This is a genomic window from Mycolicibacterium aurum (assembly GCF_900637195.1).
Taxonomy (GTDB): Bacteria; Actinomycetota; Actinomycetes; order Mycobacteriales; family Mycobacteriaceae; genus Mycobacterium; species Mycobacterium aurum.
Genome location: NZ_LR134356.1, coordinates 1,359,946 through 1,381,870, shown reverse-complemented (window position 1 = coordinate 1,381,870; position 21,925 = coordinate 1,359,946). Strand labels below are relative to the sequence as shown.

General features: G+C 68.2%; 18 protein-coding genes. 10 read left to right on the top strand and 8 right to left on the bottom strand.

Annotated elements, in window-relative coordinates:
- Positions 1-7: 7 nt before the first annotated feature.
- Positions 8-625 carry a TetR/AcrR family transcriptional regulator gene (locus EL337_RS06685; RefSeq protein WP_053086801.1) on the bottom strand — a complete coding sequence of 206 codons (618 nt, stop codon included), beginning with the start codon at positions 623-625 and terminating at the stop codon, positions 8-10.
- An 84-nt stretch (positions 626-709) separates the two neighbouring features.
- On the opposite strand from EL337_RS06685, the gene EL337_RS06680 reads away from it, so the two are divergent.
- Positions 710-1,075: a DUF1330 domain-containing protein gene (locus EL337_RS06680; protein WP_048630254.1), complete on the top strand. Its 366-nt coding sequence runs from the start codon at positions 710-712 to the stop codon at positions 1,073-1,075.
- Positions 1,076-1,151: 76 nt separating this feature from the next.
- Here EL337_RS06680 and EL337_RS06675 read toward each other — a convergent pair whose 3' ends face one another.
- Positions 1,152-2,519 carry a cytochrome P450 gene (locus EL337_RS06675; RefSeq protein ID WP_048630253.1) on the bottom strand — a complete coding sequence of 456 codons (1,368 nt, stop codon included), beginning with the start codon at positions 2,517-2,519 and terminating at the stop codon, positions 1,152-1,154.
- A 48-nt stretch (positions 2,520-2,567) separates the two neighbouring features.
- Between EL337_RS06675 and EL337_RS06670 the strand changes: the two genes are divergently transcribed.
- Positions 2,568-3,212, top strand: a complete 645-nt coding sequence (locus tag EL337_RS06670; RefSeq protein ID WP_048630252.1) for a TetR/AcrR family transcriptional regulator — start codon at positions 2,568-2,570, stop codon at positions 3,210-3,212.
- Between the two features lie 7 nt (positions 3,213-3,219).
- Here EL337_RS06670 and EL337_RS06665 read toward each other — a convergent pair whose 3' ends face one another.
- Genes EL337_RS06665 through EL337_RS06655 form a run of 3 tightly spaced genes read right to left on the bottom strand, consistent with a single transcriptional unit; the run spans position 3,220 to position 4,294 of the window.
- Complete coding sequence (locus EL337_RS06665) at positions 3,220-3,555, bottom strand: heme-binding protein (protein ID WP_048630251.1); 336 nt, start codon at positions 3,553-3,555, stop codon at positions 3,220-3,222.
- Between the two features lie 20 nt (positions 3,556-3,575).
- Entirely contained in the window at positions 3,576-3,902 is a 327-nt protein-coding gene (locus tag EL337_RS06660; protein WP_048630849.1) for a heme-binding protein, read from the bottom strand.
- A 23-nt stretch (positions 3,903-3,925) separates the two neighbouring features.
- A complete protein-coding gene (locus EL337_RS06655) occupies positions 3,926-4,294 on the bottom strand; it encodes a hypothetical protein (RefSeq protein ID WP_048630848.1) in 369 nt (122 codons plus the stop codon).
- 431 nt (positions 4,295-4,725) lie between these two features.
- Between EL337_RS06655 and EL337_RS06650 the strand changes: the two genes are divergently transcribed.
- The 3 genes from EL337_RS06650 (at position 4,726) to EL337_RS06640 (ending at position 7,721) form a co-directional block, all read left to right on the top strand.
- Positions 4,726-5,283: a hypothetical protein gene (locus tag EL337_RS06650; RefSeq protein WP_048630250.1), complete on the top strand. Its 558-nt coding sequence runs from the start codon at positions 4,726-4,728 to the stop codon at positions 5,281-5,283.
- Positions 5,284-5,375: 92 nt separating this feature from the next.
- Entirely contained in the window at positions 5,376-6,695 is a 1,320-nt protein-coding gene (locus EL337_RS06645) for a Dyp-type peroxidase (RefSeq protein ID WP_048630249.1), read from the top strand.
- 9 nt (positions 6,696-6,704) lie between these two features.
- On the top strand, positions 6,705-7,721 hold the full coding sequence (locus EL337_RS06640; RefSeq protein WP_048630248.1) for a hypothetical protein: 1,017 nt from the start codon (positions 6,705-6,707) through the stop codon (positions 7,719-7,721).
- 7 nt (positions 7,722-7,728) lie between these two features.
- Here the strand turns inward: EL337_RS06640 and EL337_RS06635 are convergent, their stop codons facing one another.
- Positions 7,729-9,975, bottom strand: a complete 2,247-nt coding sequence (locus EL337_RS06635; RefSeq protein ID WP_232786682.1) for a LuxR family transcriptional regulator — start codon at positions 9,973-9,975, stop codon at positions 7,729-7,731.
- Positions 9,976-10,040: 65 nt separating this feature from the next.
- On the opposite strand from EL337_RS06635, the gene EL337_RS06630 reads away from it, so the two are divergent.
- The 3 genes from EL337_RS06630 to EL337_RS06620 all read left to right on the top strand — a co-directional run bounded on the left by EL337_RS06630 (position 10,041) and on the right by EL337_RS06620 (position 16,195).
- Positions 10,041-14,585, top strand: a complete 4,545-nt coding sequence (locus tag EL337_RS06630) for an ATP-dependent helicase (RefSeq protein ID WP_048630247.1) — start codon at positions 10,041-10,043, stop codon at positions 14,583-14,585.
- A complete protein-coding gene (nei2, locus tag EL337_RS06625; RefSeq protein ID WP_048630246.1) occupies positions 14,585-15,337 on the top strand; it encodes an endonuclease VIII Nei2 in 753 nt (250 codons plus the stop codon). Before EL337_RS06630 ends, nei2 begins: the two co-directional genes overlap by 1 nt.
- Before the next feature lie 153 nt (positions 15,338-15,490).
- Positions 15,491-16,195, top strand: a complete 705-nt coding sequence (locus tag EL337_RS06620; RefSeq protein WP_053086800.1) for a DUF2275 domain-containing protein — start codon at positions 15,491-15,493, stop codon at positions 16,193-16,195.
- A gap of 4 nt (positions 16,196-16,199) precedes the next feature.
- Here EL337_RS06620 and EL337_RS06615 read toward each other — a convergent pair whose 3' ends face one another.
- The gene (locus EL337_RS06615; protein ID WP_048630245.1) at positions 16,200-16,868 is read right to left on the bottom strand and encodes a DUF5134 domain-containing protein; all 669 of its coding nucleotides are present in this window, start codon (positions 16,866-16,868) and stop codon (positions 16,200-16,202) included.
- Between the two features lie 137 nt (positions 16,869-17,005).
- Between EL337_RS06615 and EL337_RS06610 the strand changes: the two genes are divergently transcribed.
- Entirely contained in the window at positions 17,006-18,955 is a 1,950-nt protein-coding gene (locus EL337_RS06610) for a cytochrome c oxidase assembly protein (RefSeq protein ID WP_048630244.1), read from the top strand.
- 7 nt (positions 18,956-18,962) lie between these two features.
- Here the strand turns inward: EL337_RS06610 and EL337_RS06605 are convergent, their stop codons facing one another.
- Positions 18,963-21,206: a heavy metal translocating P-type ATPase gene (locus EL337_RS06605; protein WP_048630243.1), complete on the bottom strand. Its 2,244-nt coding sequence runs from the start codon at positions 21,204-21,206 to the stop codon at positions 18,963-18,965.
- Positions 21,207-21,316: 110 nt separating this feature from the next.
- Here EL337_RS06605 and sigC point away from each other — a divergent pair, with 110 nt between their 5' ends.
- Positions 21,317-21,877: an RNA polymerase sigma factor SigC gene (sigC, locus tag EL337_RS06600; RefSeq protein WP_048630242.1), complete on the top strand. Its 561-nt coding sequence runs from the start codon at positions 21,317-21,319 to the stop codon at positions 21,875-21,877.
- The last annotated feature ends 48 nt before the right edge of the window (positions 21,878-21,925 follow it).

The following is a 21,925-nucleotide window of genomic DNA, read 5'->3' as shown; positions in this document are numbered from 1 at the left end:
CAACGCCCTACTCGGACGGCGACGCCGCCAGACTGCGGCCGACGCCGCGGGCCGTCTCGGCGGACAAATGGGCCACCGAGACGTCGCGGGCGGTCGAGAAGATCATCATCGCGGTGCCCCGCAACAGCCCGATGATCACCACCGCTGCGTTACGCGGATCCACCTCGCCTCCGATGGAGCCGTCACTGATGCCGTCCCTGATGTGCTGGGCCAGGAAGTCGCGAAACCAGGCATCGCGCTCGGCGAACAGCGAGGCGAGCGGCGGTTCGGCACCGGCTGACTCCGCCCACAGCTTCAGGAACGCCTCCGAGCGGGGCGATCGGTCGTGCATTCCGCTGAGGTAGGCCTCGATGAACTGCGTCAGGCGGCCCAACCCCGTCGGCGCATCGGTGGGCACGTCGAACTGCTGCGTGTACTTGATGAGCTCCTCGAGCAGTCGCGCCTTGCTGCCGAAGTGATGGTTGACGATGCCGCGGCTGTAGCCGGCGGCCTCACCGACGGCAGCCAGGGACACCGCACGCGACCCGTGGGCGGCCACCAGGTGCGTCGCGGCATCGAGCACGCGGGCTCGGGTCTCGGCGCGACGTTCGGCCTGGGTACGCCGGACCGCCCGCGCCTCAGTCATGCCCGTCATTGTCGCTCAGCACCACTTGTCGGTGGCCTCGATTATGTTGCGTGTCGTACAGCAAGTTAATTGAAAGGAAGTTCCATGCCAGGTCTCGATCCCGCCGATCTCACCCACTTCGTCGCCGCCGACCCCGACGGTCCGGTGGTGATGTTGAACCTGCTGAGGTTCGTGCCCGGTGGCGCGGCGAAGTACATGCAGTACATCGAACGGTTCAGCAGCTCGGGCATCAGCGAGCGCTACGGAGTGACGATCGTGTACGGCGGCAACGGGCACACGTCACTGGTCGCGGCCGAGGGAGGCGACTGGGACATGGTGGCGTTGGTGAGCTACCCGAGCCGGCGGCACTTCGTCGACATGGTCAACGATCCGGACTATCAGCAGTTCGAGCACCTGAGGGCCGAGTCAGTCGCGACCGCCGTCCTGCAGCCCACCACCCCGGCCCTGTGAGCGTGGTCGGGTGAAGGCCGCGCTGAAACCGTCGAAAGGGGCGCTTCTGGCCGGTGCGTAACAGGGCCGAAGGTACTCAGCGTCGGCGCAGCGTGAGCTGGAAGTCCTTGGGCATCAGGGTCAGTCGCTGCGCTACCTGCAGGCGGTAGCCGGGGTCGGCGATCAGCTCGTAACGGCGCAGCAGAAGCGCGAGCAGCAAGACCGCCTCGTGCAACGCGAATTGCCGTCCGATGCACGACCTGGGCCCGGTTCCGAAGGGTTTGTACAGCCCGGGCGGACGGGCCTTGACCCGTTCGGGCGTGAACCGATCGGGATCGAAGGCGTCGGGATCGTCACCCCACCTCGGATCGCGGTGCAGCCCCATGGTCAACGCCAGAACCCAGTCACCGGTGCGCATGGGGTGGGCCCCGGCCAGCACGGTGTCCGCGCGGGCGGCGCGGTAGTACCCGGGAACAGTCGGCTGCAGCCGCAACGCCTCGTCGAAGACCCTTCGTACGTAACGAAGTTTGGCGATCATCTCGAAATCGGGACCCCGGTCCTCACCCCACACCTCGGCCACCTCGGCGCGCACCTTGTCCGCGATCTCGGGATGCTGGGACAGATAGTAGAGCGCGAAGGACAAAGCACCCGAGGTGGTTTCATGACCGGCCACCAGGAAGTTGATCAGCTGGTAGCGGATGTTGGCCGGCTCCAGATCTGACATCAGCATCATCTCAAGGAGGTCATCGTGCCGCCCGAGTCCCTGCGTCACCCGTTCGGCGATGATGTCGTCGGCGATCGCGTGCATCTGCGCGCCGTGATGACGCACCGTGCGTTCGACCCGACGCGCGAAATATTTGGGCAAGAACGTCTCTCGGAGCACACCGAGTGAATCCGAACCTTTGAGTCCCGCGACCATGTGCTCGACGAACGGATGCACGCGCTCCGACTCGAAGCACCCGAACGGGTAACCGGCCGCACAGCGGCCGATCGTTTCGAGCGTCACCCTGGTCGCGTCGGCCGAGACGTCCACCGCCTCCCCCGTGCCCGCCCGCTCGTCCCACCGCGCGAGGAGCTGGTCTGCCACGTCGAACATGATCGAGTGGTAGCGCCGCATCGCCTGCCGACTGAACGCCGGCATCAACACATCGTGGGCCTTCTGCCAGTTGGGCTCGTCGTTGTAGGCCGTGAACAATCCGTCGCCACCCAGTATCCGGAGTGCGTCGATGTCAGGTCCGACGTGCTTGCAGAAGCGGTTCTCGTCGCTCAACTCGACCACCGCATCAGGCCCCGCGGCAACGACGTACTGCGCTCCCAGGAAACGAAACTCGAAGATCGGGCCGAGGCTCGAGGACGGTTGCGTCAGAATGTCCGCGCTGAATCCGAACACGTCGCCCAGAATCGGCACCCGCCGCGGCGGATGAGGGAGCTCCGGGAACGACCGTCGGTGATCGACGATGGCCATGGACCCAGCCTCCGCCGCTGTTATACATGTGTCAAGTAGGATCCACTCATGGCGGAAGCACGGCGAAGACTCTCACCCGAGGACCGGCGCAACGAGCTGCTCGCCCTCGGCGCCCAGGTGTTCGGAGAACGGCCCTACGACGAGGTTCGCATCGACGAGATCGCCGAGCGGGCCGGCGTCTCCCGGGCCCTGATGTACCACTACTTCCCCGACAAGCGGGCGTTCTTTGCCGCCGTCGTGCGCGCGGAGGGTGAGCGCCTGTTCGAGGCGACCAACACCCCGCCGCAGCCCGGGCTCTCGCTGTTCGGTCAGGTCCGCAGCGGTGTGCTGGCCTACCTGCAGTACGACGAGGAGCACCCGCACGGCGCGTGGGCGGCCTACATGGGGATGGGACGGTCGGATCCTGTGCTCCGTGGCATAGAGGACATCGACAACGACCGTCAGGCCAACCGCCTCATCGACCGCATCGTGGAGGCGGTCGGGGACATCGATCCGGCGGTGTTGCGAAATCTGCGGGCCACCGTCTACGGCTGGTTGGCGTTCACGTTCGAGATGTGCCGCCAGCGCCTCATCGAGTCACTCGACGCCGACTTCATCGCCGACCTGTGCGCCCATGGCCTGATGGACTCGGTGGCACGGGTGCCGGGGATCCCCGCGGCGCTCGCGGACGCGGTGGCTCCCGAGCACCGCTGACCGCCGATCAGCCGCGGCGGCAGCGGGTACGGAAGTCGACCAGGGGCTGGCGGATGCCGCGCAACTCCGCCGCCGTCTGCGGGTTGGCCTCCATGTAGGCCTTCACCGCTGACTCCTTCTCTTCCCGCGTCATGTCTTCCAGCGACGTGAAGAAGTCGTTGACCGGCGGATGGGTGAACAGGTACGCCGACGTCGCAGCGGCGACCCCGGTGGCCACACCGGCCAGATCGGCTGCCGTGCAATTGGGTAGCGGCTGGGCCTGCGCGGGGACGGCGACGGCGACGAGGACGCCACCGGCGCCCAGAGCTGCGGCGAACACGCGCCGCGCGGTGAGTGAACGCACACCGCGATCGTAGGCCGACCTCAGCCGCAGCGGTTCCGAAAATCGGTCATGGGTTGCCGGATTCCCTGAAGTTCTGCACGCACTTGCGGATTGGCGGTCATGAACGTCTCGAGCGCCGCTCTGCGGTCCTCCGGCGAGCGACCCTTCAACGTCGAGAAGAAATCGTTGACCGGCGGATGGGTGTACAGGTAGGCCGTGGTCGCCGCCATGACGCCGGTCATCACCCCCGACATGTCCGCAGAGGTGCAGTTCGGCGGCGGCTGGGCAGCAGCAGGGACCGCGGTCCCCAGCGCGACCGCGCACGCACTGAGTACAGCGGCGAGCATGCTGCGCACGGGAATCGACATGTCCTTCTCCTCGGTCAGGTTGCTCATCGTCCTCGCCCGCCGCCACGGCCGCCGCCCCCACCGAAGCCACCGCCTCCGCCGGGCCGGCCCGGATTCCCGAGATCAGGAGCTCCCGGGCGACCGAAATCGGGGCCGCCCGGTCCCGGATCGACATCGATTCCGAGATTGACACTCCAGTAGTCGTCACAGTCGTACCAATTGATGTCGCAGGGGTACGGGACATAGGGCCCGGACGATCCGACGGGCCCGGTTCCGGTGTTCGACCCGCGAGAGGTGCCCTGGGAACACAGCGTCGTGGCTCCCGCGCTGGTGCAGTCCGCCGCGGCGGTCGGTGCGACAGTCAGCCCGGCGCATACCGCCGCGGGTGCCAGCAGTAGGTAGAGCAAGCGCATGAGCACTCCTACGGCGTTGGTCGACACGCGACCGCGCAGTCCGCGGGCGACTAACCCGACCGTAGGTCGCGTCACGGCGTCGGAACATCCCCCACAACGGGTGAAATCAGCGAAGTGGAGCACATGTGCGCACCGCGGCAGTAGTGTCCGATCTGCCTGGGGTCACGATCGTTGGGCTGTCCCTAGCAGCCACGCCAGCGGCATGACCCCAGGTCTCAAACATCACCAGTGCCGACCCTGCGGACCGGGACTGCCGCCACGCCCTGGCGCCGTCCCCGGGGCGCGGGGCCGCATCGTGTTTTCGATGAAAAATTCTTCTGGGCAATGGAATTCCTCGGCGCCACAGGCTCTCGGCATTCCCCCAGTTCGGGGGACGACAGGCCCCCGATACCCGCCTTAGCATCCGACCAACGGCGAATCGGAGGCTGGCCATGCCACTGCAGCAAACCTGGGCGACACCGGCGGCGAAGGCACTCCCACCCGAGGGTTACTTCGAACTGGAACGCGGCCGCTACGGACCCACGTATCCGCGCACCCCGGCCTGCTACGGCTTCTCCATCATCGCCAAGGTCAAAGAGGGTCGCGAAGAAGCAGTGCGGGCCTACGGCAAGCAGATCGAAGACACCATCGCCGCCAGTCCCGACGCGTTGGCCCCGCTCAAGTTGCACTATCTGCGGTGGAATCTCTTCGACGTCGGGTCTGGCCTGCACTTCCAGTACATGGGCATCTTCGACACCGACTTCGACAAGTACACCGAAGACGCCATCAGACTCTTCAGCGCCACCGGGATCACCACCGTCTTCACCAATCTCGAAGGCTTTCCGGAAGATTGGAAGACCAACCCGGAGGCGTTCATCACGTTCGTGCGCGAGCACCAGCGCCCGAGCTTCCTCGAGTACGGCGAGTATCCGTACGTCACCGCCGACGAAATCAAGAAGGCACTGCGGTGCAAGGCCGCGTTCTCCGACATGCTCGATCAGATGCAGTGATGAGCGCTTGCGCGAAGAACCGGCTGCAGTGATGAGCGCTTGCGCGAAGAACCGGCTGCAGTGATGAGCGCTTGCGCGAAGAACCGACTCAAGTGACTCTCCAGCTCGACGATATCCAGCACATCCTGCTCACCCGCACGCCCGCGATGACCGGGCGGTACGAGTTTCTGGCGTTCGACCGTCCCGCGGGCGGGCGGGCCTGGTTGACCGAGCTTCTCGGCAGCGTGCAGTCGGCGGCCGACGCTCACGCGACCATGGATGCGTCGAGACGCTGGGTCACATTGGCGTTCACCTGGACCGGCCTCCGCGCTCTCGGTGTACCCGAGGCGGCGCTGGCCACCTTCCCCAGCGCATTTCAGGAAGGCATGGCGGGCCGTGCCGACATCCTCGGCGACACAGGAACCCACGCGCCCGAGCACTGGGTCGGCGGACTGGCCGGCGACATCCATGCGATCGCCATCCTGTTCGCCCGGGACGACGACGAACACCGTCGTTGCGTCGGCGAGCACGACAGGCTCGTGGCGCGGTGTGACGGCGTGCGCACTGTCTCGTTCCTCGATCTCAACGCCAACCCGCCGTTCAATTACGCCCACGACCACTTCGGATTTCGCGACAGGTTGTCCCAGCCGGCCATCAAAGGGTCGGGTGAGGACCCGACGCCCGGCTCAGGCGCGGCCCTGGAACCGGGCGAGTTCATCCTGGGCTACCCCGATGAGGACGGCCCGCCGACCCACCTCCCTGAGCCGGCGGTGTTGTCACGCAACGGGAGCTACCTGGCGTACCGAAGGCTGCAGGAGCACGTCGGGGCGTTCCGCGCCTACCTGTCGGAGAACGCCGCGACCCCGGCGGAACAGGAGCTGCTGGCGGCCAAGTTCATGGGCCGCTGGCGCAGCGGGGCGCCACTGGTTCTTGCACCGGGGTCCGACGATCCGGAACTCGGCGCTGACCCGTTGCGCAACAACGACTTCAACTACAAAGAGATGGACCCGTTCGGCTATGCGTGCCCGCTGGGTGCACATGCCCGCCGTCTCAATCCACGCGACACTGCGCACAACATGAACCGGCGAAGAATGATCCGCCGTGGCGCCACCTACGGGCCGGCGCTGCCGGACGGGGCACCCGAGGACGGGGTGGATCGCGGTATCGCCGCATTCATCATCTGCGCAGACCTGGTGCGGCAGTTCGAGTTCGCGCAGAACGTGTGGATCAACGACAAGACGTTCCACGAACTCGGCAACGAACATGACCCGATCTGCGGGGCTCAGGACGGCACGCTCGACTTCACCGTTCCCAAGCGCCCCATACGCAAGGTCCACAAAGGAATCCCGGCATTCACCACGCTTCGCGGCGGTGCGTACTTCTTCCTTCCCGGCCTGAGCGCCCTGCAGTACCTCGCCTCCCTCGGCAATTGAGGAGCGCCGATGCCCATCCAGCAGGCCCGCACCTACAACCAGAGTCACCTTCCCAGGATCCGTGACGGACGGCGACGCGTCAGCATCTACTGGACGTGGAGTTATCCCTGCGAGGCACAACGAGATCCGGCGGCTATGAGCAACCGGTTCTCGACCATCACCGAGGTGCGCAACGTCGCCTACCCCGCGTACGAGACCCCGGACTACGACGCGACCCGGTTCCTGCAGGGTATCGCCGGCACCCTCGAACTCTTCCACCGCTCCACGCTGGACTTCCAGGACCTCGTCGGGGAGCTCACCGGTCATCCGGTGGCGGTGTTCCAGCACGTCGATCAAGCCGGCTACCAGCAGCCGATCGACGACCGAATCCTGGCCGACACCGACACGTTGATGGTTTTCGGGCTCGATCACCTGACCTGCGGTCTGGAGGCCACCCGCGACGAGGTCGAGGCGATCCGCGAATGGCTGCGCACCCCGGGCACCTGCCTGCTGCTCGCCCCGCACCACGACGTCGGATTCACCGAGGACCTCGCCCAACGCCAGCTCGAATACGAGCACCACGGTGACCGACTGGTGCCCCGGCAGCAACGCTTCACCCGGTACACCCGGTCCCTGATGCGCGCACTGGGTGTGCCTGTGCACAACATCTGGGGGCTACGGCCGGCCGTGGTGGATGGAACTCGAGAACCTGTCGCACTGAGCAGCTTTCGAGACTTCGACGAGCTCGGACTGCTGAACGACGTCGTGAACTTGAGCTTCCACCAGCATCTGCCTCATTACGAACTGACCGCACCGGAGGGCGCTTCCCTGCGTGTGCTCGGCCGTCAACTGGTGGATCCGCGTCGTCCGCACCCGTTCACCGCCGCCGGCAACGCCGAATTCAATGCGGTGATCTGGATGCCGGCGTCCGGGGACCGGGCCGGCGATATCGTCCTGATCGACTCCACGCATTTCACAACGCTGTTCGGTGCCACCGCCAGTCTGCGAAACCTCTGGCGGAACGTGGCGACGATGCCGTTGTGCTGACCGGAACTCATTCCGAGATGAGGCCGACCCGCTTCGCCTCGGCGACGGCCTCCGCGCGCGAGGAGACCCCCAACTTTCGGTAGATCGACGTCGCCTGGCTCTTTGCGGTCTCGCGGCCGATCACCAGTTCCTCGGAGATGGCGAGCAGCGACAGGTGGGTCGCCAGATACGGCAACAACCGCAGTTCGGCTGCCGTCAGCGGCCGCGTACCGCCCACGGCCATCGCCTTGACACGATCGACGCGCTGTATCAGCGCCACGGCATCCGGCTCGCGGTGACACGCGCGTTCTGCTGCGGCGAGATGTCTGCCGAGCAGCACCGGGTCCTCGATGACGGCCGCCGTCCATGCCAGAAGGCCGTGCCCCAGCAGCGCTGTCCGCGCCGACAGATGCCCGAGCTGTTCGAGCAGTATCTCGGTGGTACCCGCCGACTCCCGAGCCGCGGACACGTCGCCGATCCGCGCCGACATCACCGAGTTGGTCGCGTAGACCACGATCATGGGGACGACGTCACACAGGTCGTACTTGTCGACGATGATGCGAGCGGCGTCGCTGCGCTGGACAGCTCCCTCGTCGTCGCCTGCGGCCAGGTCGAGCAGCGCGAGGTGGGCCAGCGCCGCGGCGTGGAAGCCGGGCAGATTCTCGGTGACCGGCAGGGCGGACTCCAGGAGGGACCGTGCGCGGCCTGCCTGGCCACGCATCGCCTCGGCCGAACCTTTCATCACGGTGGCGGCGCCCCACCATGGATTGATGAGATGGTCGCCGGCGGCGCGCACCACGTCGGCATGGCGGACCACCTCGTTCACCCCGCCCGCCCCGATGAGCGAACTGATCAGAGCCACGGCGACCGCCACGGACGGCGTGCCGTCCGACAACGCCTGACCTTGATCGCTGCGCAACGCGAGCACCAACGAACGCTGGATGAGTTCCCCGTCGGCAGTGGTGACGCCGAACCACGCCCGCGCGACGGCGGCGTCGGGGTATTCGGCGAACGTTCTCGCATCGAGCATGTCCAGCCGGCGGCCGAGTACGCCCGCACGACCGTCGAAGCCCAGCCGCACGGCATCCCTGCCCACCAGCGCGGCCGCGCGAGCCCGGTCCCCGGCTTCGATCGCGAGGCGCAGCGACCCGTCTACATCTCCATCGCGTTCCAGCAGATCCGCTGCCCGGCAGGCCAACTCCCGAAATCGCTCAGGCGTGTTCGCACGAAGACGTCCTCGGAGGACATCACCGAACAGGTGGTGGTAGCGGAACCAAAGCCGTTGCTGGTCAAGCGAAACCAGGAACGGGTTACCCGAGACCGCCAGTCGCTCCAGCATGCACGCGGAATCCCGGCGTTCGAGAACCGCGTCCAATTGTTCTGTGGTGAAGCGGTCGAGCACCGCCGACTCGACCAGGAAGGTCGCGGTGTCACGGTCGAGGCGGTCGATGACCTCTTCGACGACGTATTCCACGACGAGATCGTTACGGCCCGTGAGGGACTCAAGGGGGGTGCCGTCCCTCAGCGCCATCGCGGTCAGAATCACCCCCGCCGGCCAGCCCTCACAGAGGTCGATGACGGCTGTGCGTGTCGTGTCGTCGCGGGGTCCGCTGATCAGTTCCAAAGCGGCCACGGCCTCTTCGGCGGAGAACCGAAGGGCGTCGGCGCCGAGTTCGACGACGTTGCCCACGAGCCGGCGCCTTGCCAACACCAGCGGCAGCACGAACCTGCCCAGCAGGACCGGCGTGGTCGTCATCGGTGCCGCATCCAGCAAGGTGTCCAGCGCGCCGACCGCCTCCGGCGCGGAGAGCTTGTGGACGTCGTCGAGAACAAGAATCAGCGGCCCGCACTCGTCGAGCAACTGGGCCACCGCGGGCAGCAGATGGGTCAGGGGCGCGCGACCCGGTCCCGCGAGGTAGCGCAGTAGATCGCCGTCGACGCCGCGGAGCTGCACCACTGCCGTCGCGACGTGCAGAAGCAGGTGCACAGGGTCGTTGTCGAGGTGATCGATGCGGACCCACGCGAACGGGCGGTCGTCGTCGCAGTCCCATTGGGCGGCGGCCGTGGTCTTGCCGTATCCGGCCGGCGCGGAGATCACGACGAGGTCGCCACCCTCGGCTGCCAACATCCGGCGCAGGAGGTCGGGGCGCGGGACGACGCGGTCGGCGATCCTCGGCCGACCCATCGTGGCGGCCGGAATTGTCGGCCGCCAGTCCCCCGCCACCACGTCAAGATCGTAGGCCCGGTCCGCGGCGCAGATATTCGTTTCGACCATCGCGACAAATACCTGGCCGGCCGCCCCCGCGCGGATTTGTCGGGGTGCGGGGGCACCATGGACAGATGCCCGCGAAGACCGATCCGCTGTCCCGCTTCAGCGCGTTGACGCGCGAGTGGTTCGCGGGCACGTTCGTGCAGCCGACACCGGCGCAGGCCGAGGCCTGGAACGCCATCGCCGACGGGGACAACACGCTGGTCATCGCCCCGACGGGGTCGGGTAAGACCCTTGCAGCGTTCCTGTGGGCGATCGACGGTCTGGCCCGCGCACCCGAGGGCAAGCGGGGTACCCGCGTGCTCTACGTCTCCCCGCTCAAGGCGTTGGCCGTCGACGTCGAGCGCAACCTGCGCACCCCGCTGACGGGTATCTCGCGCATTGCCGAGCGCACCGGCCAGCCCGCGCCGGCGATCAGCGTCGGCGTGCGGTCGGGCGACACCACCGCGAGCAAGCGCCGAGAGCTCATCGCCAAACCGCCCGACATTCTGATCACCACCCCCGAATCGCTCTTTCTGATGCTGACGTCGGCGGCACGTGAAACCCTCGCCGACGTCGAGACGGTGATCGTCGACGAGGTCCACGCCGTCGCGGGAACAAAGCGCGGCGCGCACCTGGCGGTGTCGCTGGAGCGGCTCGACGCGATGCTGGACAAGCCCGCGCAGCGAATCGGCCTGTCGGCCACGGTGCGTCCGCCCGAGGAGGTGGCACGGTTCCTGTCCGGCGCCGCGCCCACCACCATCGTCGCGCCGCCCGCGGCCAAGACGTTCGATCTGAGCGTGCAGGTGCCCGTGCCTGACATGGCCAACATGGAAGGCAACTCGATCTGGCCCGACGTCGAGGAACGCATCGTCGACCTGATCGAGGCGCACAACTCGTCGATCGTGTTCACCAACTCACGACGGCTGGCCGAGCGGTTGACCGCCCGGCTCAACGAGATTCACGCTGAACGCATGGGAGTGGAGCTCGGCGGACCCAATCCCGGGGTGGCCGGGGGCGCCCCCGCCCATCTCATGGGCAGCGGCCAAACCTACGGCGCTGAGCCACTTCTGGCGCGGGCTCACCACGGTTCGGTCAGCAAGGAGGCCCGCGCCGACGTCGAAGACGCGCTGAAGAGCGGACGCCTGAAAGCGGTGGTCGCGACGTCGAGCCTCGAGCTGGGCATCGACATGGGGTCGGTCGATCTGGTGATCCAGGTCGAGACGCCGCCGTCGGTGGCCAGCGGTCTGCAGCGCGTCGGCCGCGCGGGCCACCAGGTCGGCGAGATCAGCCAGGGGGTGCTGTTCCCCAAGCACCGCACCGACCTGATCGGATGTGCGGTCAGCGTGCAGCGCATGCTGGCCGGACAGATCGAGACCATGCGGGTACCGGCCAATCCCCTCGACGTGCTGGCCCAGCACACGGTGGCGGCCTGCGCGCTGGAGCCGATCAACGCCGAGACCTGGTTCGACGTGGTGCGGCGCAGCGCACCGTTCGCGACGCTGCCGCGCAGCGCCTACGAGGCCACCCTTGATCTGCTGTCCGGCAAGTACCCGTCGACCGAGTTCGCTGAACTGCGGCCGCGCATCGTCTACGACCGCGACACCGGGACGCTGACCTCGCGGCCCGGCGCACAGCGGCTGGCCGTCACCTCCGGCGGCGCGATCCCCGACCGCGGCATGTTCACCGTGTTCCTGGCCTCCAGTGCGGATTCGGAGAAGCCCTCGCGCGTCGGCGAACTCGACGAGGAGATGGTGTACGAGTCGCGCCCCGGTGACGTCATCTCACTCGGCGCGACGAGCTGGCGGATCACCGAGATCACCCATGACCGGGTACTGGTCGTCCCGGCACCCGGTGAGCCCGCGCGGCTGCCGTTCTGGCGTGGCGACGGCGTCGGGCGGCCCGCCGAGTTGGGGGCGGCCATCGGTGCGTTCAACGGTGAGCTGGCCCGCCTGGATCGCGAGAAGTTCGAATTACGCTGTCAGGAAGTCGGTTTCGATGCGTACGCCACCGACAACCTGTGGCAGCTGATCGACGAGCAGCGCACCGCCACCACGGCGGTGCCCTCGGACACCACGCTGGTGGTGGAGCGGTTCCGCGACGAGTTGGGCGACTGGCGCATCATCCTGCACTCGCCCTACGGCCTTCGGGTGCACGGCCCGCTGGCGCTGGCCGTCGGCAAGCGGCTCTACGAGCGGTACGGCATCGACGAGAAGCCGACCGCCTCCGACGACGGCATCATCGTCCGACTCCCCGACACCGACGACACCGCCCCCGGCGCCGACATCTTCGTCTTCGAGCCCGACGAGATCGAACCGCTGGTCACCGCCGAGGTCAGCTCGTCGGCGTTGTTCGCCTCCCGGTTCCGCGAGTGCGCGGCGCGGGCGCTGCTGCTGCCGCGTCGCCACCCCGGCAAGCGCTCACCGCTGTGGCACCAACGGCAGCGGGCGGCGCAGCTGCTCGACGTCGCGCGCAACTATCCCGACTTCCCGATCGTGCTGGAGGCCGTGCGGGAGTGCCTGCAGGACGTCTACGACGTGCCGACGCTGACCGCGCTGATGGGCCGGATCGCGCAGCGCCGGGTGCGGCTCCTGGAGGTCGAGACACCCACACCGTCGCCGTTCGCGGCGTCGCTGCTGTTCGGCTACGTCGGCGCCTTCATGTACGAAGGCGACAGCCCGCTGGCCGAACGTCGGGCTGCGGCACTGGCTCTGGACCCGACGCTGCTGGCCGAGCTGCTGGGACGGGTCGAGCTGCGTGAGCTTCTCGACGCCGACGTCATCGCCACCACCACACGCCAGTTGCAGCACCTGACGGAGGAACGCGCGGTGCGCGACGCCGAGGGTGTGGCGGATCTGCTGCGGCTGCTCGGGCCGCTGACCACCGACGAGATCGCCGAGCGGTGCGTACACACCGAGATCGGCGGCTGGCTGGAAGGTCTGCTGACCGCCAAGCGCGTGCTCACCGTGTCGTTCGCCGGGCAGACGTGGTGGGTGGCCGTCGAGGACATCGGGCGACTGCGCGACGGCGTCGGCGTGGCGGTCCCCGTCGGCGTGCCGATGGCGTTCCTCGAACCCGTCGTCGACCCGCTCGGCGAGTTGCTGTCCCGATACGCCCGTACCCGGGGGCCGTTCACCACCGCCGACGCGGCCACGCGCTTCGGCCTCGGTCTGCGGGTGGCCGCCGATGTGCTGGGCCGGCTCGCCGCCGACGGCAAGCTGGTCCGCGGTGAGTTCACCGACGTGCCGACGGACACTGCCGGGGTCGACCAGTGGTGCGAAGCTGAGGTATTGCGCATTCTGCGCCGACGCTCGCTGGCCGCGCTGCGCGCCCAGATCGAACCGGTCAGCACCGCGGCGTTCGGCCGTTTCCTGCCCGCCTGGCAGATGTTGGGCACCGACGTCACGTCCGGTGTGGACGGTCTGGCCGCGGTGATCGATCAGCTTGCCGGGGTGCCGATGCCGGCGTCGGCGGTCGAACCGCTGGTGTTCGGCCAGCGGGTCCGCGACTACCAGCCCGGCATGCTCGACGAATTGCTGGCCTCGGGAGAGGTGCTGTGGTCGGGCGCCGGGGCACTGTCCTCAGCCGACGGGTGGGTGGCGTTTCATCCCGCCGACACCGCACCCCTGTCGTTGGCGCCGGCAGGCGAGCTCGACCTCACCGACGTCCACCATGCGATCCTGGCAGCACTGGCCGGGGGCGGGGCGTACTTCTTCCGACAGCTGTCGGTCGACGGCGTCTCCGCGGAGTCACTCAAAGAGGCTCTCTGGCAATTGATCTGGGCCGGCCATGTCGGCGGTGACACATTCGCCCCGGTGCGGGCGCTGATCACGGGAACCAAACGCGCGGGTCAGAAGCGCACCGCCACGCCGTCACACCGGCACCGTCGCGCGCCGCGGCTGAGCCGCTACAGCCTGAGCTCGTCGAGTCTCGGCGCGCACCGCGACTCCGATCCCACCGTGGCCGGGCGATGGTCGGCGCTGCCGACCGCCGAGGTGGACACCACGGTGCGGGCGCACTACCAAGCCGATCAGCTGCTGGCCCGGCACGGCGTACTGACCAAGGGGGCGGTGGCCACCGAGAACATTCCCGGCGGCTTCGCCTCGATGTACAAGGTGCTGACCACCATGGAGGACGCGGGCCGCTGCCAGCGTGGCTATTTCGTGGAATCGCTGGGCGGGGCCCAGTTCGCGACGGCGAGCACCGTCGACAGGCTCCGCAGCCACGCCGACAGCATCGACGACAAGAAACAAACCCTGCACGCCATCGCGCTGGCGGCGACCGACCCCGCCAACCCGTTCGGCGCGGCACTGCCGTGGCCCACCCGCGGCGGTGACGGCGACACCGCGCACCGTCCCGGCCGCAAAGCCGGGGCGCTGGTGGTCCTCGTCGACGGCGAGCTGACCTGGTTCGTCGAGCGAGGCGGCCGCTCACTGCTCAGTTTCGCCACCGATCCCGAGACGCACAACGCTGCGGCCGCCGTCCTCGCGGAACTGGTGACGCGGCAACGGGTTCCGGCGTTGTTGGTGGAGCGCATCGACGGAGTTCCGGTGCTGGAGTCGCGAGATTCCCTGATCGCCGAGGCGTTGACGTCGGCCGGCTTCTCCCGGACACCTCGCGGGTTGCGGCTGCGCTGATGCCCGAAGGTGACACCGTCTACCGCGCTGCGGTCAAGCTGCGAGAGGCACTGCAGGGTCGCGAGCTGACCCGCTGCGACGTCCGCGTCCCCCGCTACGCCGCGGTGGATCTCAGCGGTCAGGTGGTCGATGAAGTGCTCAGCCGCGGCAAGCACCTGTTCATCAGGGTGGGACAGGCCAGCATTCATTCGCATCTGAAGATGGACGGGGCGTGGATCATCGGCCGGGTACGGGCGCCGGCGTACAAGATCCGGATCGTGCTGGAGACGGCCGAGTCCCGGGCGTCCGGTGTCGACCTGGGCGTGCTGGAGATCCTGGACCGGGCCACCGACATGGACGCCGTCGCCCATCTGGGGCCGGACCTGCTCGGCGAGGACTGGTCCGCCGAGATCGCCGCGACCAACCTGGTTGCCGATCCCGAACGCCCGCTGGCGGAGACACTGCTGGATCAGCGGGTGATGGCCGGCGTCGGCAACGTCTTCGCCAACGAGCTGTGCTTCGTGTTCGGGCTGCGGCCCGGCACCCCCGTCGGCGAAGTGGCCGACCCGTTGCGGCTGGCCACTCGCACCCAGCAGATGTTGTGGGCCAACCGAACCCGCATCAACCGCACTACCACCGGAAACACCCGGCCCGGCCAGGATGTCTGGGTGTACGGCAGGGCCGGCTCGCCGTGCCGCCGCTGCGGCACGCCCGTCGAGACCGACAAATCGGGCGAACGGGTCACCTACTGGTGCCCCACCTGCCAGCGCTGAAGGTCGCATCACGCACACGAGGTGCACCGCGGTATCAATCGTCCCGCATCGGACCTGCGGGAACTCGGCGCAGGTCCGGAACGACTGAATGACCGTACGCGCGCAGCCGCCGCGACGTCGACGCCGCGGCCGACATACGGGAGGATGCTTGGCATGGACTGCGAGGTCGCGCGTGAGGCGCTCTCGGCGCGGATGGACGGCGAACGTGAGCCGGTGCCGTCAGCGCGCGTCGACGAACATCTCGCCGCCTGCCGGTTGTGCACCGAGTGGTACCGGGTCGCCCGGCAGCAGTCGCGCATGCTGGAGACACTGGCGGGCACCGGTGCCGGAGGTCCGGCCGTCCCCGCCCCTCCGCCACCACACCCGGGTGTGCACGGTGGCTTGCGCTACGCGTTGGGAGCCCTCGGTGTGGTCCAGCTGTGCCTGGCCCTCGTCCAGGCTCTCGGCGTCGACTTCGGACTGGTCTCGACGCATCACGGCGTAGCCGGCGGCACCCATCTGCTCAACGAATCGACGGCCTGGTCTGCAGCGCTGGGCGTGACGTTGATCGCCGCCGCGGTGCGGCCGGTGTTCGCGCCCGGCATCGCATGCGCGGCAGGGATGTACGCGCTCGCGTTGATGTACTACGTGGCGGTCGACTCGATCAACGGGCATGTCACCGCCGCCAGGGTCATCTCGCACCTACCGGTCGTGTTGGGCGCGACGCTGGCTTTCCTGCTCTGGCGACGATCGCGCAAGACACCGCTCGTCGACGGCATCGGCTCGGGAGCAACGGTCCCGTCGGCCGCCCCGCACACTGATTCCCTGAGCGAGCGACGACGCAGAAAACTCGGCGCACCGGACAATTCGGCGGCCTGACCGCCTACAGCATCACCCCGAACATGATCGCCATCCCTGCCGCCATCGCCGCCTGACACAACGTGCCGAAGTGCGCCAGCGTCATCATCGAGCCACCCCTCCGCGTCGCGAAGTACCGGTAGACCCAGAACAGCGCCGCGACCGCGAACCCGACCGTCCAGAACCAGTTCACCGCGGAGATGTAGGCGGGCTCGGACACGACGGGCGAGCCTGCCATGTCCGCCGCCGGCGCCTGGGGACCGCCGCCCCCTCCGTGTCCGGCGTGCCCGGCATGGCCGGCCTGCCCGGCGGCACCGTCGCCGCCGGTATGCGCCACGGAATGCCCGGGCAGAATCGATCCGTTCATTGCCGCATACATCCATGCCATCGCCAGCATCATCACCGCGTGATAGGTGTTGACCAGCCGACCGGCCGCGGTGGTCGCGACCAGCGCGGCCACAGCGACGAACCACGCAGTGGCAGCGAGGAATACCACCATGGGTCCGGTGGTCGGCAGGGCCGCCCCGCGTGGCCATGCCATCACCGCCATCGCCACCGCCATCAGGAGGTGAAGGCCGTGCCCGATCGCCGCCGCCCGGTGATGGCGCACCACGACGAGCGTGATGAGGCATTCGGCGGCACTGACGACGAACAGCAGCGTCACCACCCAGCGCAGAGTGAGGTCTGCGATCATGCCGGGGTGGATGCGTCGATCGAAGGCTTGGTCACGGTCCTATAGTCGGGGCCGCACGGGCGGAAGTTCCCGACTACGACGTTCGGTCGTAGACTTGCGGCGGTCGGTCTCCGACCTGCATTCAGTGAAGGGCCGATATGAGGATTGCGGCACCGGGGCGCGCATGGACTGTCCCGACATTCGCGGCGGCTGCCGTCATCGTCGGCACAGCGGTGGCCGTGTACGGGGCCGAATCCGGACATGCCCGGTTCGACGCCGCCGGCCTGCCCTTCCCCGGGACCGCCACGAACATGGCGGAGTACCTCGGCTACTACGCCGCCACGCTTGCCGCGGCGATGACGGCCGGGCTGGTGGTCTATATCGTCACGACGGCCGTGCCCGACGACGACGGCCGGATCGATGCGCCAACCTACGGGGTGCACCTGTGGGTGGAGCGCGCGGCGATCGCGTGGTTCGTGCTGGCGGCGACGATGGTGGTGGTCGATGCCGCCAATTCGGCAGGCGCTCCGGCCATTCAGGTTGTCACCGAAGGCGCGCTGGGTGATGCGCTGGGCGCATCGGAGTCGGCCCGCGGCTGGTGCGCGGCCGCTGTCGCAGCCGCGATCGTGGCGATCGGATCCCGGTTCACACTGCGCTGGTTCGGGCACTGCCTTCTTCTGCTCCCCTCCTTCATCGGTCTGGTCGCCGTGCCCGTGACGGGCAACGCCGGCGAGGGTCCCGACCACGACTTCGCCACCAGCGCCGTCATCGTGTTCACCGTGGCGATCGCGGTCCTCATCGGCGTCAAGACCGCTGCCGCGATCACCCCGCCGCTGCCCGACCGTCTGCGGAACCGAGTCCAGATGATGTGCGTCGCGGCGGGTTCCGCGGCGGTGATCTACGGGGCAGCCCTTGCCGGCCTGATGGTCAGCGGGACGTCGGTGTGGGCCACCGGGTACGGCCGCCTCGCGGTCGCGACCTGCGCGGTGCTGGCCGTGCTCTGCGCGGTCGACGCAGTTCTCCTGATGACCGGACGCACCGCTCCCGCACCGGTTGTGGTGCTCAGCGCGGTCGCCATGATCGGCATCGTCGGCGGCATCGCTGCGATGGCGGTGCAGCCCGCCACGCGCTTTCTCGTCGAGAGCTTCACGGCGTGGGACGTCTTCCTGGGGTACGAACTCCCGGGGCCGGTGAGCGTCGTGCACCTGGTCACGTACTGGCGATTCGATCCACTGTTCGGGGTGGCCGCCTTGGTGCTGATGCTGGCCTACCTCTTCGGTGTCGCGCGGCTGCGTCGGCGCGGGGACACCTGGCCCGTGGGGCGCACCATCGCCTGGATGATCGGCACCCTGGCGCTGCTCGTCGTGACCAGTTCCGGGGTGCGGGCCTACGGATCGGCGATGTTCAGCGTGCACATGGCCGAACACATGGCGCTCAACATGTTCATCCCGGTGCTGCTCGTGCTCGGCGCACCGGTGACGTTGGCACTGCGGGTGCTGCCGGCCGCCCACGGTGACCAGCCGCCGGGACCGCGCGAGTGGATCCAGTGGTTCGTCCATTCGCCGGTCACCAGGTTTGCCTCGCACCCGGTCACCGCGTTCACCGCATTCGTCGGCTCGCTGTACCTGGTGTACTTCACCCCGCTGTTCGACACACTCGTGCGGTACCACTGGGGTCACGAACTGATGACTCTGCATTTCCTCCTCGTCGGCTACCTCTACTACTGGGGCATCGTCGGCGTGGACCCCGGGCCCAAGCGCCTGCCATTCCTGGGACGGCTGGGCCTGCTGTTCGCGGTCATGCCGTTCCACGCGTTCTTCGGCATTGCGACGATGACGATGACGGACACCCTCGGTGGCACCTTCTACGGGCATCTGGCTCTGCCGTGGATGGCGAACCTCACCGACGACCAGCATCTTGGTGGCGCAATCGCCTGGGGGGCAAGCGAACTGCCGGTGATCATCGTCGTCATCGCACTGGTGGCGCAGTGGGCACGCCAGGACCGCCGAGCCGGGGACCGCCACGACAAGCACTCCGACAGTGGCTACGACGACGATCTCGACGCGTACAACGCCATGCTCAGCGAGCTCGCGCGTACCCGAAAATAGGCGGCCGTCAGCGGCGACCGAACTTCTTGATCCGCAAGCTGTTCGACACCACCAGAAACGACGAGAATGCCATCGCGGCGCCGGCGATCAGCGGGTTGAGCAACCCCGCCATCGCCACCGGAATGGCGGCCACGTTGTAGCCGAATGCCCACACCATGTTCATCCGGATGGTGCGGATCGTCTCGCGGGCCAACCCGAGGGCCAGCGGTACCGCGCTGAGATCGTCACGGACAAGGATGATGTCGGCCGCGCCGATGGCGACGTCGGTGCCGCGGCCGATCGCCAGTCCGAGGTCGGCACGGGCAAGCGCCGGGCCGTCGTTGATGCCGTCACCGACCATCGCCACCACCCGACCCTGCTGGCGCAGCCTGTCGATGACCTCGACCTTTCCTTCGGGAAGCACCTCGGCCACCACCTCGTCGATGCCCACCTGCGCGGCGATCACCTCGGCGGTGCGGGCGTTGTCGCCGGTCACCAGCACAGTCCTCAGGCCCGCTGCGTGCAGCGCGGCCACAGCCGCAGCGGCGGAGTCCTTGACGCCGTCGGCGATGGTCAGTGCGCCGCACACGACGTCGTCCACCGAGACGAAAACCACTGTCTCGCCTCGGGACTCACTCTCTTTACGGGCGATCGCGAGATCTGCCGGCACCACTCGCCCTTTGTCCACCCACGCGGGCCGACCCACCGCGACGTGCACACCGTCGACGGTGCCGCTGACACCGTTGCCGGTGTGAGCGTGAAAGTCGGTGACCGGGCGGTGCTTCCGGTCGCCGAGAGAGCCGACGACCGCCCGCGCGAGGACGTGCTCGGAGCCCGACTCGACCGCCGCGGCCAGCTCGAGGATCTGGTCCTCGTCCTGACCCGCGGCCGCGACCACGGCGGTGACCGCGGCCTGGCCCGTGGTCAGGGTGCCGGTCTTGTCGAAGATCACGGTGTCGATGGCGCGGATCGCTTCCAGCGCCTGATGTCCTTTCAGGAAGATCCCGAGCTGCGCCCCGCGACCCGAGGCCACCATCATGGCCGTCGGTGTCGCCAGGCCCAGTGCACACGGGCAGGCGATCACCACCACCGCGAGCGCGGCCGCCACACCGCGGTGGACGTCACCGGTCGCTGCGATCCACCCGACGGCGGTCAAGACCGCCAGCGTCAGCACGATAGGTACGAACACCGCCGAGATCCGGTCGGCCAGACGCTGTGCATTCGCCTTCTGCGTTTGCGCCTCTTCGACCAGGCGCACCATGCCCGCGAAATGCGTGTCGGCGCCGACCGCCGCGGCTTCCACGATCAGGCGGCCGTCGAGTACCACCGTTCCGCCGATGACGCTGCCGCCGGGAGCCACGTCGGCGGGGCGCGACTCGCCCGTCATCGCGCTCATGTCGACCGCCGCGGAGCCCTCGATCACCAGGCCGTCCGCGGCGATCGTCTGGCCGGGGCGTACGACGAATCGCCTGCCCTCCTTCAGTTCGGTCGCCGGGATCTCCATCTCGGTGTCGTCGTCGAGCAGGATCGACACCGACTTCGCACCGAGTGCGGCCAGTGCCCGCAACGCGCTGCCTGCCTTGGATTTCGCGCGCGCCTCGAAGTAGCGCCCCGCCAGGATGAAGACCGTGACCCCGGCTGCGACCTCGAGGTAGATGGAGTCACTGCCCAGCAGCGCGTCGATCACGCCCTCGGTCTCACCCGACTGCCCGCCCCAGACGGAACCGGAGAACATGGTGGCGAGCGACCACACCGTGGCGGCGGTGACGCCGATCGAGATCAACGTCTCCATGGTGGCCATGCCGTGGCGGGCGTTGCGGACCGCGGCCGCATGGAACGGCCAGGCCGCCCACGTCACGATCGGTGCCGCCAATGCCGTCAACACCCACTGCCACCCGGTGAAGCGGGTGTCGGGCACGACCGCGAACATCACCGACAGGTCGGCCAAGGGGACGAACAGGACCGCTGCGACGGCCAGCCGCACAAGCAGGCTGCGTGCGTAGCGTTCGTCGGGGTCGGCGTCGGACTCCGCAGCACTCTGCCGAGGTTGCGCGGGGTAGCCCGCGGCGGTCACCAACCGGCACAGGTCATCGATGTCGACGCCGAGGGGTGCGTCGACGGTGGCGACTCTGGTGGCGAAATTCACCGACGCATGCACGCCGTCGACCTTGTTGAGCGTCGTCTCGACCCGGGCCGCGCACGAACCGCACGACATCCCGTCCACGTCGAACTGGAAGCGCTGGACGCTGTCTGGGGCGACCGAGACGGTCACGTCAATACCTCACCATTTCCGATGGGACCATCCACCAGATGATTGGTCGGATGCCACCGCCGAAGAGTTCCCGGACGGCATTTCACGGGCCATCTACTACAGTTCTGCGGGTGACATCCGGCGACGAGGACCACGTTACCTCTCTGGCATTGGCCGCCGGCCGAGGTGACGACGCCGCCCTCGATGCCTTCATCAAGGCAACGCAACGCGACGTCTGGCGCTCTGTCGCCTACCTCGGCGACCCGGGCACCGCAGACGACCTCACCCAGGAGACCTACCTGCGTGCCATCGCGTCGCTGCCGCGGTTCACCGGCCGCTCCTCGGCGCGCACCTGGCTGTTGTCCATCGCCCGTCGCGTCGTCGTCGACCAGATCCGGCGCAACCAGGCACGCCCCCGCACCCAGCACACCGTCGATGTCGAGGCACTGCTGGCGAGCCGCCGGTCCGCCGACGGGTTCGAGAATCTGGTGGAGGTCCGGCTCCTGCTCGACGGCCTCGACGACGATCGCAGGCACGCCCTGCTGCTGACCCAGGTGCTGGGCCTGTCCTATGCCGAGGCCGCCGAAGTGTGTGCCTGCCCGGTGGGCACCATTCGGTCTCGCGTGGCGCGTGCCCGTGAGGATCTGATGGCCGCGGTCCACCGCACCGGCCGCACCGACCAGACCGGCTGAACTCGCGGGAACTTCTCGCCGCGGCATCCGACCAAACCCTCGAACGCG

What these genes read in the sequence shown, in the direction of transcription:
- EL337_RS06685 (WP_053086801.1), bottom strand. Translation starts at nt 625, where the DNA reads ATGACTGAGGCGCGGGCGGTCCGGCGTACCCAGGCCGAACGTCGCGCC.
- EL337_RS06680 (WP_048630254.1), top strand. Translation starts at nt 710, where the DNA reads ATGCCAGGTCTCGATCCCGCCGATCTCACCCACTTCGTCGCCGCCGAC.
- EL337_RS06675 (WP_048630253.1), bottom strand. Translation starts at nt 2,519, where the DNA reads ATGGCCATCGTCGATCACCGACGGTCGTTCCCGGAGCTCCCTCATCCG.
- EL337_RS06670 (WP_048630252.1), top strand. Translation starts at nt 2,568, where the DNA reads ATGGCGGAAGCACGGCGAAGACTCTCACCCGAGGACCGGCGCAACGAG.
- EL337_RS06660 (WP_048630849.1), bottom strand. Translation starts at nt 3,902, where the DNA reads ATGTCGATTCCCGTGCGCAGCATGCTCGCCGCTGTACTCAGTGCGTGC.
- EL337_RS06655 (WP_048630848.1), bottom strand. Translation starts at nt 4,294, where the DNA reads ATGCGCTTGCTCTACCTACTGCTGGCACCCGCGGCGGTATGCGCCGGG.
- EL337_RS06650 (WP_048630250.1), top strand. Translation starts at nt 4,726, where the DNA reads ATGCCACTGCAGCAAACCTGGGCGACACCGGCGGCGAAGGCACTCCCA.
- EL337_RS06640 (WP_048630248.1), top strand. Translation starts at nt 6,705, where the DNA reads ATGCCCATCCAGCAGGCCCGCACCTACAACCAGAGTCACCTTCCCAGG.
- EL337_RS06635 (WP_232786682.1), bottom strand. Translation starts at nt 9,975, where the DNA reads ATGGTCGAAACGAATATCTGCGCCGCGGACCGGGCCTACGATCTTGAC.
- EL337_RS06630 (WP_048630247.1), top strand. Translation starts at nt 10,041, where the DNA reads ATGCCCGCGAAGACCGATCCGCTGTCCCGCTTCAGCGCGTTGACGCGC.
- nei2 (WP_048630246.1), top strand. Translation starts at nt 14,585, where the DNA reads ATGCCCGAAGGTGACACCGTCTACCGCGCTGCGGTCAAGCTGCGAGAG.
- EL337_RS06620 (WP_053086800.1), top strand. Translation starts at nt 15,491, where the DNA reads ATGGACTGCGAGGTCGCGCGTGAGGCGCTCTCGGCGCGGATGGACGGC.
- EL337_RS06615 (WP_048630245.1), bottom strand. Translation starts at nt 16,868, where the DNA reads ATGATCGCAGACCTCACTCTGCGCTGGGTGGTGACGCTGCTGTTCGTC.
- EL337_RS06610 (WP_048630244.1), top strand. Translation starts at nt 17,006, where the DNA reads ATGAGGATTGCGGCACCGGGGCGCGCATGGACTGTCCCGACATTCGCG.